Raw genomic sequence first — 17,360 nt, 5'->3', positions numbered from 1 at the left:
CGACGCCGACACCACCACCAAGGAGGTCGCATGAACCAGTCACAGCACCAAGCACGTGCCGGTCCCTGACGCCATCACACTGCTTGTTTCAACGAAAGGCAGAAACACCACTCCGTCGGACTTGACCGGTAGGAGTCTTGTAGTGGCAGAAATCGACAACACTATTGATGCACAGTGACCAACTCTCGCGAGGATCGTTCGCCAACGCTGAGTCCTCAATAAGGTCGTATACGTCGTCGGTCCCGAAAAGCAGCGTTGGCCCAAACGCTACCGCGTGGAAGTACCAATTATGACCATCCTCAATGGTTTCTTCGGAATCAAAGGCGAATTTCCCTGGCCAAATCTTGTCCAATTGCGCAAGAGTCTCCTCTGCGCTCGCAGGAGGATAATTCAAAATATTCGTTCGCGGCAGTTCATCTGAGAGTGCAAGGAGATTAGTTTTGAAGCCCATAACGAACACGATACGCAAAAAGGCGCTCCCCGAAGGGAGCGCCTTATCAAAGTTCACGCAGTGTTTAGCTTACGTCGCTACGTGCGCGGAACCTCGACCATCTCGTAGACCTCGATAACGTCGTCCACCTGGATGTCCGGGTAGGACAGCACCATACCGCACTCGTAACCGGCTGCGACCTCGGTGGCATCGTCCTTCTCTCGCTTCAGCGACTCGATAGTCGCCGAATCCGTAATGACGTTGCCGTCACGAACCAGGCGAGCCTTCGCGTTGCGGCGGACCTTTCCGGACTCGACCATACAGCCGGCGATGAGGCCAACTGCGGAGGACTTGAAGATGGCGCGAATCTCTGCACGACCAATCTCCTTCTCCTCGTAGACCGGCTTGAGCATGCCCTTCAGAGCAGCCTCGACATCCTCGATAGCACGGTAGATCACCGTGTAGTAGCGGATGTCAACGCCCTCAGCATTGGCAACCTCGGTGGCCTTGCCCTCGGAGCGAACGTTGAAGCCGATGATGACGGCGTCAGACGCAGCAGCCAGCGTGACGTTGGTCTGCGTGACAGCACCGACACCACGGTCGATGATGTTCAGAGCGACCTCGTCGTCGACCTCGATCTTGAGCAGGGCTTCTTCCAGTGCCTCGACGGTACCGGCGTTGTCGCCCTTCAGGATCAGGTTGAGGGTGTTGGTCTCCTTCAGAATCTCGTCCAGGTTCTCCAGGGAGACGCGCTTGCGACGACGTGCTTGCAGCGCATTACGACGACGTGCGTCGCGGCGGTCTGCAATCTGGCGGGCCGTACGATCCTCGTCAACAACCAGGAGGTTGTCACCAGCACCCGGTACGGAGGTCAGGCCGAGCACCTGAACCGGACGGGAAGGACCGGCCTCATCGACGTCGTTGCCGTACTCATCGACCATGCGGCGAACACGACCATATGCGTCACCGACAACGATGGAATCACCGACGCGCAACGTACCGCGCTGAACGATAACGGTTGCCACCGGACCACGGCCACGGTCAAGGTGAGCCTCAATGGCGACACCCTGAGCGTCCATATCCGGATTGGCGCGCAGATCCAGCGAAGCATCGGCAGTCAACAGCACTGCTTCGAGAAGCTGATCGATGTTGAGACCTTGCTTAGCGGAGATATCGACGAACATAGTGTCGCCGCCCCACTCTTCGTCAGTGAGACCGTATTCAGTCAGCTGACCACGAATCTTCTGCGGATCTGCAGTTTCCTTATCAATCTTGTTGACTGCAACGACAATCGGCACATCAGCGGCCTTGGCGTGGTTAATAGCCTCAACCGTCTGCGGCATGACGCCGTCATCAGCTGCAACAACCAGAATCGCGATATCGGTCGACTTGGCACCACGAGCACGCATGGCGGTAAACGCCTCGTGACCCGGGGTATCCAAGAAGGTAACCTTGCGCTTCTCACCGTCGAGCTCCACCGGCACCTGGTAGGCACCGATGTGCTGGGTAATACCACCGGACTCGTGGCCACCGACGTTGGCCTTACGAATCGTGTCCAACAGGCGCGTCTTACCGTGGTCGACGTGACCCATCACAGTTACCACTGGCGGGCGCTGCTCCAGGTCCTCATCGTCGCCCTCGTCCTCACCGAACTGGAGGTCGAAGGACTCGAGGAGCTCGCGGTCCTCATCCTCAGGCGAGACGACCTGGACCTTGTAATCCATCTCATCGCCGAGCAGCTGCAGGGTCTCGTCGGAGACCGATGCAGTTGCCGTCACCATTTCGCCGAGGTTGAACAACGCCTGGACCAGCGATGCTGCATCGGCGTTAATCTTCTCAGCGAAGTCAGACAGGGATGCACCACGTGCGAGGCGAATGGTCGTGCCCTTACCGTTAGGCAGCTTAACGCCGCCCACCACGGATGGTGCCTGCATTGCCTCGTACTCGTGGCGCTTCTGACGCTTCGACTTACGTCCGCGACGCGGGGCGCCTCCTGGTCGCCCGAATGCACCTGCAGTTCCACCGCGACGTCCGCCGCGACCACCGCGCGGTCCGCCACCCGGGCCACCCGGGCCGCGACCACGGCCGCCGAAGCCACCGCCACCGCCACCGCGGCTTGCCTTTGCAGGCATCTGCCCCGGGTTCGGGTGCGAAGGCATCATTGCCGGAGTCGGACGATTGCTGCTCGACTTATTACCGCGGCCCTGTCCACCCTGCGGGCGAGGGCCACCCTGGCGTGCTCCCGGCTTCGGGCCCGGACGGCCGTTTCCACCCTGCGGGCGAGGGCCACCCTGGCGTCCACCCGGCTTCGGACCCGGACGGCCAGGACCGCCCTGCGGACGCGGCATGTTCGACGGCCGCGGTGCCGGACGGGAGGATCCGCCGGTCGAGAATGGGTTGTTCGCCACACGCGGTGCGCGTGCGCCTGGCTTCGGCCCTGGCTTCGGGCCAGCAGGCTTCGGCGGGCGTGGCATTTCCTGTCCCGGCTTCGGCGAACGGGACGGTGCAGCTGGCTTGGCACCCGGTTTTGCCGCCGCTGGTGCAGCAGGCTTAGCGCCTGGCTTAGCTGCTGGCTTGGCACCCGGTTTTGCCGCCGCTGGTGCAGCAGGCTTAGCGCCTGGCTTTGCAGCTGGCTTGGCACCCGGCTTTGCCGCCGCTGGTGCAGCAGGCTTAGCGCCTGGCTTTGCAGCTGGCTTGGCACCCGACTTAGCAGCAGACTTAGCTGCAGCCTTGGTCGCTGGGGCCTGTGCAGACGCGTCAGCGCCTGCGCCAGCGTTCTTCTCTTCGTAGACCTTCTTCATCTTCCTGACGACGGGTGGTTCCACCGTCGAAGAAGCGGTCTTAACAAACTCGCCCTGAGCCTTCAGCTCGGCGAGTAGTTCTTTGCTGGTGACCCCGAGCTGTTTAGCGAGCTCATGGACACGTAGCTTTCCGGACACTGCTCTCCTCACTAGTGGGGGCCGAGCAGCGCCCGATGGCGGATTCGTCCGCGCACCGAGAGCGCCTGCAGGGCTCCCTCTTATCTATTGCCGTTCATCGCTGATGCTTCATCGTGTGCTCATCAGTGTTCAGGTCTTTCTGTTGTCATTTTTCCTGCCTCCCTGCTTAGCGACACGCACATCGTCAGCGGGGGCGAAACCCTCCGCCGCTTCGTAGTGCGTGGCGATAAACTGTTTAACCGGAAACGCATCTACCTGCGTAGATACCTTCAGTGCGCGGCCAAATGCACGGCGCTTGTCGGCGATCTCCCAAGCCTTTAGTGTTGGGGTAATCCAAGCACCTCGCCCCTGCATCCGACGACGCGGATCAGCAACGACGGCTACTGAGCCATCTGAACGGGTGGTAGCGACAATGCGCAGCAGCTCCGAGCAATTGCGGCGCTGCTTAGTTGCAATACAGGTACGTGTGGGTGCAGGTGTATGAGTTGTCGAATTCGGGTTTATCACCCGCGAAGTCGTCATACTCCTGACGCACCCACCTTCCTGCTAAGAAATTCAGCGCGAAAATTCGCATAGGAAAATCACGCCTTGTCGTTTGGCCACCTCCCAGCATAACCCGAAAAGGCGGAAAAGTGCCAACCCCCTAGGCACTTTCCCGCCACTTTCGCAACCGCTGGGACGCTGACGTTGTGTCTACTCCGCGTCGGAGTGGATATCGATTCGCCAGCCGGTCAGACGAGCCGCCAGACGGGCATTCTGTCCCTCCTTGCCGATAGCAAGAGAGAGCTGGTAGTCGGGCACCACAACGTGTGCACGGCGCTCGTCCATGTCCAAAATCTTGACACTAACTACCTTGGCGGGCGCCAGCGAGTTACCAACGAACTTCGCCGGATCCTCGTCGTAGTCGATGATGTCAATCTTCTCGCCCTTGAGCTCATTCATAATCGAGTTCACACGCTGACCGCGGGGCCCAATGCAGGCGCCCTTAGCGTTGAGGCCCTTGACCGTGGGGCGTACAGCAACCTTGGTGCGGTGACCGGCCTCGCGCGCAATGGAAATCAATTCCACCGCCCCATCGGCAACTTCCGGAACTTCAAGTTCGAAGAGCTTACGAATGAGCTCCGGGTGCGTGCGTGACAGGTGAATCGCAACACCCCGCGGTGTCTTGTTCACACCGACGACGTAGCACTTGATGCGGTCACCGTGCTTGAGTTCCTCACCTGGCAGCTGCTCAGCCGGCATCAGAATACCGTCGCGGCCGTTGGCCTCCGAACCGATGTGGACGACCACAATGCCCTTTTCATTGGCATAGACATCACGCTGGACCACGCCGGAAATGACCTGGTTAGACAGGTCTGCGTATTCGTCGAGAACCTTGTCGCTCTCTGCATCCCGCAGACGGGAAAGGATGGTCTGACGAACAGCGAATGCAGCGGTACGCTCGAAGTCTTCCGGCGTGTCGTCCCATTCGGAGATGAGATTGCCCTCGTCGTCTCGCTCCTGGGCAAAGACTATGACGTCACCGTTCTCACGGTCGATTTCGACGCGCGCATACTGTGCCGGTGCGGTGGTATTACGGTAGCTTTCACGCAATGCTCGGGCGACCAGTCCCAGCATTTCGTCGACAGGAATACCCTTTTCCTTTTCCAAGGTTCGCAGGGCAGCTAGTTCAATCTTCACTTGTTATCCTCCAGCCTGGTCAAGGCATCGTCATAGTCTAGTCCCGCAAAATCCTTCTCGGCTGCGGGCGGATTAGAGAATTCAACTTGTACCACTGCACGGGCCACATTGGTTAATTGGACACGCTGACCAACAGCCTTCAAACGTCCCTTTGGCCCCTTAGAAGTAACGAGAATGATGGATTCTTCATCCGGCGACACCGCACCAATGCGGGCTGCAATCGCGGAACCGTCGGCAAGCGAAATCTCCGCAATACGACCACGGTTACGACGCCAGTGCCGAGGCTGAGTCAGCGGTGCGTCAATACCAGGAGTGGAAACTTCCAAGGTGTAGCCCTGAGCGCCGAAGTCCGCTTCACCACGTGCCTCCGCGGCATCCAGAGCCGAAGATACTTCATGCGTGGCCTGTTCCAGAACATCGAGGTCAGGACGCTCATCTGCGTCAACTAACACAATGACCTGTGACTTTGCGCCGGCGCGAACGACCTTGACATCTTCCACATCCAGGCCGATTTGTGCGAGCGCCGGGCTCACAAACTGTTCAATTTTCTCGGGTGCGGGTATCGCCATAGTCGTAGAGTCTACAGGTCAAGTACTAGGAATTGCGCACCTGGGCACTTTCCCGCACCGCATTGACACAAAGTGTCGGCCGGCGTGGCACCATAGTGAGGTGATTGTTGAACCTCCCTCCCCCAGTTTTGCTTCCGCATCGCATCGCACTCGTACTCTCTCGCGCCGTGGCTTCCTCGCTGCTGCCCTCGCCGTGGGATCACTTCCTGCGCTTTCCGCGTGCTCGCATCTGGTGGCACCGCGCCCCGATTACGCCATTGAGGTTCTCCACGCGCTCGCGGCGCGCGATGCACAGTCGCTTATCGACGCCAATCCTGACCTCGCAGCGGTGCGCTCCGCGCAGGTTACCGAACTGGATAAGGAAATCACACGCGCCTGCGGCACCCACAAGGACGGTAAACCTGTCGATGAATGTGGCTCGGACGTAGCAGTCCCAGGATCCCTGGTTACCGGTTCCGACGCGAAGCTACTGCTCACGGACTCGCGAAACAATCCCGTACTGACGAATGCCCTGGATTCACGCACTGCATTGCGGGAGGAGCACACTGCGCGCCTCGCCACGGCTGTCGATGGCGGTATCGTCCTCGCTCTGCGTGTTGCGGGCGCTGAGTGGGAGGAGCTTGTCCCATTGATTCCCAGTGACAGGGATGAAATCTCGGGTGCCGAAGAACAGATGACTAAGGCACTGCAAGCCGAATACATGATGATTTACGGTGTCGGCGTAGCCGCACCACGTGTCGGAGGCGATACCACTACTGCACTTTTGGCCCGTGGCGAGCGCCACCGAATTTTGCGCGATCGTGCCCGACTAATTTTGGAGGATTCCGACGTTGAGGTGCCGGAGAGCGCACCTGGCTATATGCCGGAAGGCGCTCCTTCGCCAGATACGGCACCCGTCGATTACATGATTGCATTGGAGCGCTATTGTGCCCAGGCGTGGGAAGACGTATTGCTCGCTGCTAATAATCCTCGGATGCGTATGTTCGCACTGCAGGCAGCTGGCGTGGCTGCCGCCGGAGCGGCAGCGCTAGGTGGCAACAACTTGGAGCCGTTGCCCGGGCTCTAAGCCTTGCGAACCAGCTCCGCGACGTGAGCTGCAATGCCGTCAGCGGCGACCTCGTCGGTCTCGTTGGTCAGGCGGTTACGCAGCTCCACCTTGCCGTCCGCGTAGCCACGGCCAAAGATGACCACAAACGGCATACCCAGCAGCTCGGCGTCCTTGAACTTCACACCGGGGCTGACCTTCGGACGGTCGTCGAAAAGCACCTCAATGCCCTGCTGGCTGAGGTCTTCCGCCAGCTGTTCAGCGGCCTCAGCTGCTTCGGCGTTCTTGCCGGCCACAGCGATGTGAACCTTGTACGGTGCCGCGGCAACTGGCCACTTGAGGCCCTTTTCATCCAACTGCTGTTCTGCGAGGACAGCGACCAGGCGGGACACGCCAATGCCGTAGGACCCCATCGTCGGACGAGCACGCTTACCGTTGACATCGAGGATGTCGATTTCAAAGGCGTTGGTGTACTTGCGGCCCAACTGGAAAATGTGACCGATCTCGATTCCGCGCTCGATCTTTAGCGTGCCATGCCCCTCCGGAGCCGGGTCGCCGTCACGCACCTCTGCGACATCGCAAATACCGTCAATCTGGAAGTCGCGACCAGTGACCACATCGACGATGTGCTTGCCTTCCTCGTTGGCTCCTGTAATCCAATTTGTGCCCTCCGCCACGCGGGGGTCAGCTAGGACCTTCACACCGCGATCGGCGAGCCCCTGCGGGCCGACGTAGCCCTTGATCAGGAAGTCATTGGCTGCGAAGTCCTTGTCCTCCAGCAAGCGCGCCTCACCCGGTTCAAATGCGACTTCAAGACGCTTTTCATCGACCTCACGGTCACCGGGAACCAGGATTGCGGTGAGCTGTTCCGGCAGGGCGTTGCCCTCCTTATCGACCTTCTTCGGGTCGACGGCGACGAGAACGCACTTCAAAGTATCGGCAGCAGTGACCTCGCGTCCGAGGTCCGCACCATTGGCCCAATCAACAAGTGCTGCGATTGTGGTGCAGTTCGGAGACTCGTAAACCTTCGCCTCCGGTTGTCCCTCAATCGGCTGCGGTTCAACTGCCGGAATCTTCACGGCTTCCACATTGGCGGCGTACTCACCGTCGGTGGAGACTACGAAGGAGTCTTCGCCACTTTCGCTAACAGCCAGGAACTCCTCGGAGGCCGAACCGCCCATAGCGCCGGAGGTGGCGTGGCAGATTTCGTACTTAATGCCCAGCCGGTCAAAAATTCGCTGGTAGGCACCGCGGTGCTGCTGATAAGAATTCTCCAGCCCCTCGTCGTCCATGTCGAAGGAATAAGAGTCCTTCATCACGAACTCGCGGCCACGCAGAATACCAGCGCGCGGGCGAGCCTCGTCGCGGTACTTGGTCTGAATCTGAAACAGCGTCGTCGGGAAATCCTTGTAGGAGCTGAAAAGATCCTTGACAGCCAGCGCGAACATCTCTTCGTGCGTCGGCCCCAGCAGGTAGTCCGCGCCCTTGCGATCCTTCAGACGGAACAGCTCGGGGCCGTATTCGGTCCACCGATTCGTCGCCTCGTACGGTTCACGCGGGAGCAGTGCAGGGAATGCCAGCTCCTGTGCGCCAATGCCTTCCATCTCCTCGCGCACAACCTTCTCTACGTTGCGCAGAACCTTCAAGCCCAGTGGCAGCCAGGAGTACACACCAGGGGCAGTTCGCCGGATGTAGCCGGCACGGACGAGCAGCTTGTGGCTAGGGACCTCGGCGTCAGCTGGATCCTCGCGCAGTGTGCGCAGGAACAGCTGGGACATTCGCGTAATCATGAATGCTGATTTTACCCGTCGATCATTCTTCGCAACATGCGGGGCATTACTATGGTGCCCATGCTCGTAGTCCTACCCCCATCTGAAACCAAAGCCACTGGTGGCAGCCATCCCGCAGTGGACTTTTCCTCGCTGAGCTTCGGCTCCCTCAACCCCATCCGCGAGCGCATTGCAGCCGATCTCGTGGAGTTAAGTGCGAACAGGGAAGCTGCGATGGAAACACTGAAGCTGGGGCCACGGCTTGCTGACGAAGTCACAGCTAATGCCGCGCTCCTAGAGTCGCCGACCATGCCGGCTCTCGAGCGTTATACCGGGGTGCTCTACGACGCACTCTCCCCCAGCGATTTGCCGGAAACCGGCCGTGCTCGACTCGCCATCGGGTCAGCACTCTTCGGTGCCATTGGCGGAGACGACCTCATCCCCCACTACCGTCTCTCTGGTACGGTCAAGCTCCCCTTCGCGGATCAGCCTGCCGACGCGGCTCCCACAATGAAGCGCCGTTGGGGCACCGCCATCACCGAGGCTCTCAATGATGTCGACTTCCTCATCGACCTTCGTTCCGGCACCTACGCCAATTTGGGCAAAGTCAAGAGCGCGACAACGATGACCGTGCTCACCGCCGAGGGCAAAATCGTCAGCCACTTCAACAAGCACTACAAGGGCCTATTTGCCCGCGCCATCGCCCTTTCCGACACGACACCGACCTCCCCCACAGAGGCCGTCGACATCGCACGCGCCGCAGGATACGACGTCTCGCTTGACGACGACACCCTCATCTTCCGCGTCCCGGAAAACTAAATGTCGTCGTTGTAGCGCTTTCGGCCTGCCACAATGGCGGCAATCAGAGCGATAACAGCGATGAAAATGCTGTCGTATCGCGAGCCTTCTCCGCCGAGGAGAAGGAGGCGGAAGATGATCATGGCTCCGAGGTAGAACACCAGGAAGGTCGCAGCGCCCATCCAGATGGCGCTACGCAGCTGATCGTCGGCGAGCAGTCGGGTAACAAGCCCTGCCTTTTGCTGCTCTGGCTCACGCTTCTTCGACTTGTTGTTGCTCGACTTGTTGTTCTTACTCATCGCCCTCATCCAAACCGGCGACTTCACCGATGACGATAACGGCGGGCGGCTTGATTGCCTCTTCGACCATTTTCTCGCCAAGCTCGCCGAGCGTGCAGCGTAGCGACCTCTGATTCGGCAGCGTGCCGTCCTGGATGACCGCAGCCGGAGTCTTCGGGCTGCGGCCGGCCTTCATCAAAGCCTCGGCGATCTTCGGCCCGTTCTTAACTCCCATAATGATGGCAATAGTGCCGTGCATCCGGCCCAGCGCATCCCAATTGACCAGGGACGTCTTGTGCCCCGGTGGGACGTGACCGGACACGACAGTGAATTCGTGGTTGACGCCACGCATGGTAACTGGGATGCCAATCGTCCCCGGTACCGCCAGTGCTGAAGTAATACCCGGAACAACGCGAACCGGTACCCCTGCCTTCTGCAGCTCCTGAAGCTCTTCAAAACCGCGGCCGAAGATGTACGGATCGCCGCCCTTGAGCCGAACCACAAAGTAGCCCTCGCGGGCACGATGGACTAGCAGTTCATTGATACGCTCCTGAGCCATGGCGCGGCCGTAAGGAAGCTTGCCGGCATCAATAATCTCGACATCCGGCTCCAAGTCACCGAGCAGGGACAGTGGACCGAGGTGGTCTGCAACGACAACGTCGGCAAGCCGGAGCAGGCGACGCCCCTCAACGGTAATCAGACCGGGGTCGCCCGGGCCACCGCCTACGAGTGCGACCTGACCAGCGAGGTCCCCAGCCCGCGACGCACGACGACCGGTCAGCGCCACAGGAGTAAGCGGGCTGGAAGCCCCGGTTTCATCGTCGACGAGAATACCTCGGCGGTGTCCCTCTAGAGTCACCTCACGCAGCAACGTCTCGTCACAGCAGACCATGAGAGCCTTGCCCCAGCTCATCGCCTCGGTAAAACCGGTGCGGGTCAAAGTAATACGGCCGTCTGCAGCCCAGGCCTCAATCGCAGTTGTTACTTCCCCACCTTCACACACAGTGACATCAGCGCCAGAGTCCAACAGCCGAGGAATCACGCGCTCTGCAGCCGTGGAACCACCAATCACCAACACACCGTAGTCTTTGAGAAGCAAACTCATAGCTAACACTTTACCCGGCGCACGAAGCGACAAAGCGACTGACGTTCCCCGGCGCACCCGCCGGATGAACATGCAGGTAACCGGCATGAATCCGCCCAGACTCGGAAACGAAGCCGTCGCGAACTGTCTCGCCTTGATATCCGCGCCAACCCCAGGCTGGTTGCCACCCGGCCGCAGCAGCGACACTTGCGGTGTCATCGGTGAGGGCTGTCTTGTGGAACTCGTGACCGCGCACGCGCTTTCCTACCGGGCACAGCGCAGAATCAGTCAGCGCCACAGCCTCCCGGTACCCCAGTTTCAACCGTGCCATGTGCGCTCGCCCCGGGATGATGCCACACATACGGCGCCCACCGAGATCTTCAAGCAGCCAGAGCAGCCCCGCGCATTCGCCGTGAATCAGCGCACCATTATCGGCAACCTGACGTAGATCGCGGCGAATGTCATCACGAATAGATAGCGCGTCGGCATGCTCTTCAGGGAATCCACCGGGCACGATATAGCCTTCGGCTTCCGGCAGTTCGTCAACCAATGGGTCAAAATCCACGACCTCGGCTCCAGCGGCCTGCAATAGCTCACGGTGCTCTGCATAGGTAAACGAGAACGCAGGACCCGCCGCGACCGCCACGCGCACGCGGCGATTATGAACCAGCGGTGCAACAAACTGTGCGGGGTCCCATGGTTCAGCTGGATAGGGCTGCCGGGCAAACTGGATAATCCGGTCGATGTCGATGTAGGTCTCCACCAAGTTGGCCATCGATTCAATGACCGCTTCTAGCTGCTCCCCCTGCTCGACTGCAGTAACCAGACCCAAATGCCTGCTGGGCACCTCAATATCAGTCACTCGCGGAATAGCGCCGAGCACCTCGACACCCATGGCCTCCACAGAACGGGTAATGATGTCCGCATGCCGCGGGCTACCCACCTGATTAATAATCACGCCACTGACACGGACATCAGTGCGAAGCGTGGAGAAACCGTGGACGACAGCCGCCGCCGACTGCGACATATGCCGGGCATCAATAACCAACACCACCGGAAGTCCCAACAGCGAGGCAATCTCAGCTGTCGAACCCTCCACCGATAGCGGGTCGTCACCAATGCGGCCGTCGAAAAGTCCCATAACACCTTCGACCACCGCAATATCGCTGTCGGCAGCTCCGTGCGCGTAGAGCGGCCCAATCATCTCAGGCGCGCACATGAACGAATCCAGATTGCGCCCGGGACGACCAGCGGCTACCCCGTGATAGCCAGGATCAATATAGTCGGGTCCAACTTTGAAAGGTGCCACCGCGTGACGGCGCGACAGTGCACGCATCAGACCCGTGGAGATTGTCGTCTTTCCCGTGCCTGATGCTGTCGCCGCGATGACAATTCCAGGCGCTACCACTCGATGCCCTTTTGTCCCTTACGTCCGACATCCATCGGGTGCTTAATCTTGGTCATTTCCGTCACCAGATCCGCGACCTCCACGAGCTTCGAATCCGCATCGCGGCCAGTCATCACCACATGCTGGCGGCCAGGACGGCTCCTCAATGTCTTCACCACATCGTCGACATCAATCCAACCCCACTTGATTGGGTAGGTGAACTCGTCGAGGACGTAGAAATCGTGCACCTCATTTTCCAGGCGCCGCTTAATCTCCTGCCATCCCTCGGCAGCAGCTGCCGCATGGTCCTCCTCGGTGCCCTGCTTACGCGACCAAGACCAACCTTCGCCCATCTTGTGCCATTCGACCGGGCCGCCTTCCCCCGTATCGTCGTGAAGCTCGCCCAACCGGCGCATGACAGCTTCCTCGCCAACCTTCCACTTTGCCGACTTCACAAACTGGAAGACACCGATATTCATCCCCTGATTCCACGCGCGCATCGCCATACCGAATGCCGCGGTCGACTTGCCCTTACCTGGGCCCGTATGCACCGCAGTAATCGGAATCATGCGACGCTGCCTGGTGGTCAGTCCATCGTTGGGAATTGATTTGGGGTCAAGCTTTCCTTGTGCCATGGTCTCGATGATAGGCATGGACCACACCCGCCACGGCTTCGGCATTGAGTTCGGAGAGGTTTATGCAGGTCGCACCCAATTCCACGCTGAGTTCCTGTGCCAGCCCCAGCCGCACGCGAGAGCGCTCACAGTCGATAACCACCGTCGCCGCCAACGCTTGACGACGGATCTTTGCGGCCACAGCCCTCGCCTGCTGCAGGCCATTTTTACCTGTTGCTCGGCCGTCGGAGAGCAACACCATGATTGCGCGCCGTGTGGGCTCCCTATGGGCTTCCCGAACTACCACTTCGTGTGCCTTCAGCAATCCTTCGGCCAATGGAGTTCGGCCACCAGTGCGGACATCTGCGAGGCGACGTACTGCGGTGTCGATAGACTTCGTCGGCGGTAAAACCAATTCGGCGTTATTTCCGCGGAAAGTAATGACAGCGACTTTGTCGCGGCTTTGGTAGGCATCACGCAGCAGCGAAGTGACCGCGCCGGTGACGGCTGCCAGTCGGTCGCGTGCTGCCATGGAACCCGACGTGTCCACGACAAAGACGACCAGATTGGACTCAGTTCCCTGTCGGATAGCGCCGTGAACGTCCTCCGGTTCCAGGGGAATCATGGAGTCACCCATGCGGGCGCCACGATTGGCCGCCGCCAATACTGTCGCCGGCACGTGGAGACCATGGCCTCCCCGCTCGGCACCAATGGTGCTCCCTCGGGGTCCAATGGCCTTGGAACGCCGACCGGAATCCCCTTGGCCGACACCGTCAACGCTGATTTTACGAACGGCGAAAGGGGGCGCCTTCAGCGGCGCGACCTCCCTTCGATTCCGTGGAATTCGACTGTTGCGGCTCCTGAGGTTCGGAGTTGGAGTCGAACTGGGAGGCCTGCTCAGCCTCGGGCTCTGGATCCGACTCCGGACTCGACTCTGGCTGATTCTGGTCATCTCGGAACTGCTCCTCTGCATCCTGAAGAGCATCGTCGAGCTGTTCCTGGTCCAGTCCTGGTTCATCAAAGGGGTCACGGCGACGACGGTGCGGCAGTGCCATTTCCGCAGCTACCTTAATGTCTTCCGCAGTGATCTCAATTGGATTGCCGGGTGCCGGCTGCGCCGACTCGTCCCCGGCTACTCGCCAGGCAGCGTGAGCGCGGGCGGTACGTGCAATGACGATGTCGGCCCGCATCCCGTCTACATCAAAAGCAGCGCACACGGTGGCAATTTGACCGAGAATGCTGGGAGTCAATTCGACGTCGTCAAGCAGTGCGCGTGCGCGATCGATGCGAGCGTGCAGTGCCTCGTCGTCGGCGGCGAACCGCGTGACAAAGCTCTCCGGGTGGGCGTCAAAGTCGAGGCGACGGGCGACGATTTCCGCGCGGACACCCGGATCCTTGGACGCGGTGACGTCAATGGCGAGACCAAAGCGATCGAGAAGCTGCGGACGCAATTCGCCCTCTTCCGGGTTCATCGTGCCGACCAACACGAACCTGGAGGTTGCAGAGTGCGAGATGCCATCGCGTTCGACAACCACGCGACCGGTGGCTGCGGCATCGAGAACGGAATCAACGAGGTGATCCGGCAGCAGGTTAATCTCGTCGACATAGAGAATGCCACCGTCAGCCGCGCTGAGTAGTCCCGGATTGAACTGTGCGTGTCCGGTAGTCAGGACGGTCTCCACATCGATGGAGCCTACGACTCGATCTTCCGTAGCGCCGAGTGGCAGGTTCACCAACGATCCGCTGAGAAATGGTGCCAACGCACGGACCGTAGTGGTCTTGGCTGTGCCCTTCTCACCGCGGATGACCACGCCACCAATCTCCGGGGATAGGGCGGTCAGAATCAACGCAAGCTGTAGTCGCTGCTGCCCGACAATCGCAGTAAAAGGAAAAGTGGGCTCTGTTTGTGCAGTGGTCGCTGACGTGATTTTTTCCATAAACACAGTTCTACCCCACTGCGAGTGGATGACTCACAGCGGGGTAGAACAATGTTGGCTTAATTGAACTCTTTGAAATACTTCAGCGAGTAATTAGCGCTCCAGCTTCAGGGCCTTCTGGGAAGCCTCCCAGACCTCCTTGAACAGAGCCGGGTCATCAGCCAGGTGCGTACCGTAGGACGGGACGAGCTCCTTCAGCTTCGGAGCCCACTTGCCCATGTGGCGACCGAAGCAGCGCTCAATCAGGCTGATCATCACGGCCGGAGCGATGGAAGCACCCGGGGATGCACCCATCAGGCCGGCAATGGTGCCGTCCCACGAGTTGATGACCGCGGTACCGAACTCGAGGGTACCGAAGACCGGAGCCTTCATCGGCTTAATAACCTGGACGCGCTGACCAGCGACAATCAGCTCCCAGTCCTCTGGGCGAGCATTCGGGACGTACTCACGCAGGGACTCAACACGTGCGTCGAAGTCCTTCAGAACCTCAGTAATCAGGTACTTAGTCAGCCCCATCTCCTGAACACCAACACCCATCATGGACGGCAGGTTGGCCGGACGCAGGGACTTAATCAGGTCCAGGTTGTTACCGTTCTTCAGGAACTTCATGTTCCAACCGGCGTACGGACCAAAGAGCAGGCCACGCTTGCCGTCGATAACACGGGTGTCCAGGTGCGGAACCGACATCGGCGGCGTGCCGACGGAAGCCTTACCGTAGACCTTGGCGTCATGCTTAGCAATGACTTCCTCGTTGGTGCAGCGCAGCCACTGGCCGGAGACCGGGAAGCCACCGAAACCACGAATCTCGTTAATACGAGCCTTCTGCAGCAGCGGCAATGCGTCACCGCCGGCACCGACGAAGACGAAGTTGGCAACCAGGGTGCGAACGTCCTTGGTGTGCAGGTTCTTCACGGTGACGATCCACTTGGAACCGTCGCGCTTCAGACCGGTGACCTCGTGTCCGTAGCGAATCTCAGTACCCATATCGGACAGCGCTGCCAGGTACTGCTTGGTCAGTGCACCGAAGTTAACGTCCGTACCATTCGGGTTACGAATAGCGGAGACCGGCTTGGAGAAGTCACGCCCCTCGGACATCAGCGGAAGGTACTCAGCGAAACGGTCCGGATCCTCAATGAGCTCCTGACCGTGGAACAGCGGCTCCTTCTCAAGTGCCTCGTAACGACGACGCATGAACGCCATCTGCTCCGGGCCCTGAGCGAAGGTGGTGTGATCAACTGGGTTGATGAATTCCTTCGGGTCAGTCAGGGTTCCGTTTTCAATCAGCGAGGTCCACAGCTGGCGAGAAACCTGGAACTGCTCATTGATGAGCTTAGCCTTGGTGACATCGACCTTGCCGTTCTTCTCCGGCGTGTAGTTCAGCTCACACAGAGCAGAGTGGCCGGTACCAGCGTTGTTCCACGGGGAGGAAGACTCCTTGGCGGGCTGATCGAGACGCTCGAACAGAACCTGTGACCAGGATGGCTCGAGCTCCTTGAGCAGCACACCCAGCGTCGCACTCATTACACCTGCACCGATGAGGACGACATCTACTTCGTCGCCACTGGAAGCAGGAAGCTTGTTATCAGCCATTTTGCTGTCAACATCCTTACTAACTTGATTAGTGATTCAAACTAGCGCTCGCTCACATGCGCGCACACAACTAAAGACGCAAAAGAGAGCTACCGTCTCAGTCCATAATCTATTGTGGCACACATTCCCACTACCCCCGGTAATCGGCGCTAGGCTTGACCCTGTGACTACCGATATTCCCGATTTCGTTACCCCCACCTTTAACCCCGATAACCTAGGCGAAGACTACAGCCAACATGTCATCGAACTCGGCCAGGACCCCGACGGTGAAGGATTCGTACACGCGGTATTGGTCCGCTACTGCCCCGACTCGTCGGCAAGCGACTTCCAAAAACGTCCGGCGGTTCTATGGATTCACGGGATGTCGGACTATTTCTTCCAGAAGCACGTAGCGGAGCGGTACCATGCCGAAGGCTACGCCTTTTACGCCATTGACCTGCGTAAGTGCGGGCGCGCGCACCAACCTGGGCAGACTTGGCATGGATGCAGCGATTTAACGAATTACTTCGAGGATCTCAACGGGGCGCTCGCGGTGTTAGACCACGCCGGTCATACAACTGTCACTGTTAATGCGCACTCCACCGGTGGTCTTATTGCCGTGCTCTGGCTCGATTGGCTACGAAGCAAGGGCGGCCATTGCCCGCAGGCACCCAATATTTCCGTCACGGCTGCCGTCTTGAACTCACCGTGGCTGACTCTGCACGTCTCCCGGGCAAAGGCTCCCGTGTACTCGATGGTGACTCGTGTTATGTCGCGGATTCGCCCCAACAGTCTTATTCCAGTGCAGTCTGCGGGCGGCTATGGCAAATCCATTAGCGCAGACCACCAGGGACGCTGGGAGTACAACCTTACTTTCAAGCCGCTGGCTGGCCATGACAAGAACTGGCGTTGGCTCAATGCCATCATCGTCGGCCAGCAACGTGTCAGCCGCGGTATCGACACCGGCGTGCCGACGCTCGTCCTCCACTCGGACAACTACCTTCTCGGCTCCGACTACACCCCGGAGCTCAGCCGCGTTGACTCTGTCCTCAACACTGAGCAAATTGCCGATGCCACTTCCCACCTGGGACCGCAGGCTCGCAACGTCGCGATCACGGGTGCTCTCCATGACGTGTATCTCTCCGCACCCGAAGCACTAGACCGCGCTTTTAATGAGACCTTCCGGTTTCTTGCCGCGGTCAAGCCGGGAGACAGCTCGAAATAGGAGCTCGGAATAAATCAGCATTCAGTACGGTTGAAC

16 protein-coding genes are annotated in these 17,360 nt (G+C 59.5%); 3 read left to right on the top strand and 13 right to left on the bottom strand.

Annotated features, from left to right (window positions below; translation table 11 throughout):
* Positions 1-88 precede the first annotated feature (88 nt).
* From NQ014_RS01990 to rimP, 5 genes are all read right to left on the bottom strand, one after another.
* Positions 89-508, bottom strand: coding sequence for a hypothetical protein (locus NQ014_RS01990; protein WP_257073342.1), 420 nt, complete (start codon positions 506-508; stop codon positions 89-91).
* A gap of 20 nt (positions 509-528) precedes the next feature.
* Complete coding sequence (gene infB / locus NQ014_RS01985; RefSeq protein WP_257073341.1) at positions 529-3,369, bottom strand: translation initiation factor IF-2; 2,841 nt, start codon at positions 3,367-3,369, stop codon at positions 529-531.
* A gap of 129 nt (positions 3,370-3,498) precedes the next feature.
* Positions 3,499-3,891 carry a YlxR family protein gene (locus tag NQ014_RS01980; protein ID WP_257073339.1) on the bottom strand — a complete coding sequence of 131 codons (393 nt, stop codon included), beginning with the start codon at positions 3,889-3,891 and terminating at the stop codon, positions 3,499-3,501.
* A gap of 171 nt (positions 3,892-4,062) precedes the next feature.
* Complete coding sequence (gene nusA / locus NQ014_RS01975; protein ID WP_257073337.1) at positions 4,063-5,049, bottom strand: transcription termination factor NusA; 987 nt, start codon at positions 5,047-5,049, stop codon at positions 4,063-4,065.
* Complete coding sequence (rimP, locus tag NQ014_RS01970) at positions 5,046-5,618, bottom strand: ribosome maturation factor RimP (protein ID WP_257073335.1); 573 nt, start codon at positions 5,616-5,618, stop codon at positions 5,046-5,048. Before rimP ends, nusA begins: the two co-directional genes overlap by 4 nt.
* Before the next feature lie 100 nt (positions 5,619-5,718).
* Between rimP and NQ014_RS01965 the strand changes: the two genes are divergently transcribed.
* Positions 5,719-6,684 (top strand): ferritin-like domain-containing protein, encoded by a 966-nt coding sequence (locus NQ014_RS01965; protein ID WP_257073333.1) that lies wholly within the window; start codon positions 5,719-5,721, stop codon positions 6,682-6,684.
* Here the strand turns inward: NQ014_RS01965 and NQ014_RS01960 are convergent.
* Positions 6,681-8,453 (bottom strand): proline--tRNA ligase, encoded by a 1,773-nt coding sequence (locus NQ014_RS01960; RefSeq protein WP_257073332.1) that lies wholly within the window; start codon positions 8,451-8,453, stop codon positions 6,681-6,683. The genes NQ014_RS01965 and NQ014_RS01960 overlap by 4 nt on opposite strands.
* A 60-nt stretch (positions 8,454-8,513) precedes the next feature.
* Here NQ014_RS01960 and NQ014_RS01955 point away from each other — a divergent pair, with 60 nt between their 5' ends.
* Entirely contained in the window at positions 8,514-9,251 is a 738-nt protein-coding gene (locus NQ014_RS01955) for a YaaA family protein (protein WP_257073365.1), read from the top strand.
* Here the strand turns inward: NQ014_RS01955 and NQ014_RS01950 are convergent.
* The 7 genes from NQ014_RS01950 to mqo form a co-directional block, all read right to left on the bottom strand.
* Complete coding sequence (locus NQ014_RS01950) at positions 9,248-9,529, bottom strand: hypothetical protein (protein ID WP_257073331.1); 282 nt, start codon at positions 9,527-9,529, stop codon at positions 9,248-9,250. The genes NQ014_RS01955 and NQ014_RS01950 overlap by 4 nt on opposite strands.
* A complete protein-coding gene (cobA, locus tag NQ014_RS01945; RefSeq protein ID WP_257073330.1) occupies positions 9,522-10,613 on the bottom strand; it encodes a uroporphyrinogen-III C-methyltransferase in 1,092 nt (363 codons plus the stop codon). Before cobA ends, NQ014_RS01950 begins: the two co-directional genes overlap by 8 nt.
* A 10-nt stretch (positions 10,614-10,623) precedes the next feature.
* Positions 10,624-12,000: a cobyrinate a,c-diamide synthase gene (locus tag NQ014_RS01940; protein WP_257073329.1), complete on the bottom strand. Its 1,377-nt coding sequence runs from the start codon at positions 11,998-12,000 to the stop codon at positions 10,624-10,626.
* Complete coding sequence (cobO, locus tag NQ014_RS01935; protein ID WP_257073328.1) at positions 11,994-12,614, bottom strand: cob(I)yrinic acid a,c-diamide adenosyltransferase; 621 nt, start codon at positions 12,612-12,614, stop codon at positions 11,994-11,996. Before cobO ends, NQ014_RS01940 begins: the two co-directional genes overlap by 7 nt.
* Positions 12,595-13,272, bottom strand: a complete 678-nt coding sequence (locus NQ014_RS01930; RefSeq protein WP_016422575.1) for a VWA domain-containing protein — start codon at positions 13,270-13,272, stop codon at positions 12,595-12,597. The genes cobO and NQ014_RS01930 overlap by 20 nt, the downstream gene beginning before the upstream one ends.
* A 106-nt stretch (positions 13,273-13,378) precedes the next feature.
* A complete protein-coding gene (locus NQ014_RS01925; protein WP_257073327.1) occupies positions 13,379-14,530 on the bottom strand; it encodes an ATP-binding protein in 1,152 nt (383 codons plus the stop codon).
* Between the two features lie 93 nt (positions 14,531-14,623).
* Positions 14,624-16,120, bottom strand: coding sequence for a malate dehydrogenase (quinone) (gene mqo, locus NQ014_RS01920; protein ID WP_257073326.1), 1,497 nt, complete (start codon positions 16,118-16,120; stop codon positions 14,624-14,626).
* Positions 16,121-16,283: 163 nt separating this feature from the next.
* Between mqo and NQ014_RS01915 the strand changes: the two genes are divergently transcribed.
* The gene (locus NQ014_RS01915) at positions 16,284-17,324 is read left to right on the top strand and encodes an alpha/beta hydrolase (RefSeq protein WP_257073325.1); all 1,041 of its coding nucleotides are present in this window, start codon (positions 16,284-16,286) and stop codon (positions 17,322-17,324) included.
* Positions 17,325-17,360: the final 36 nt, after the last annotated feature.

Origin of the sequence: Corynebacterium sp. 5QC2CO, from assembly GCF_024580435.1 — a bacterium.
GTDB classification, from domain to species: Bacteria; Actinomycetota; Actinomycetes; order Mycobacteriales; family Mycobacteriaceae; genus Corynebacterium; species Corynebacterium jeikeium_D.
Note: the sequence above shows the minus strand (reverse complement) of the source record. Positions and strands in the feature narration are given on the sequence as shown.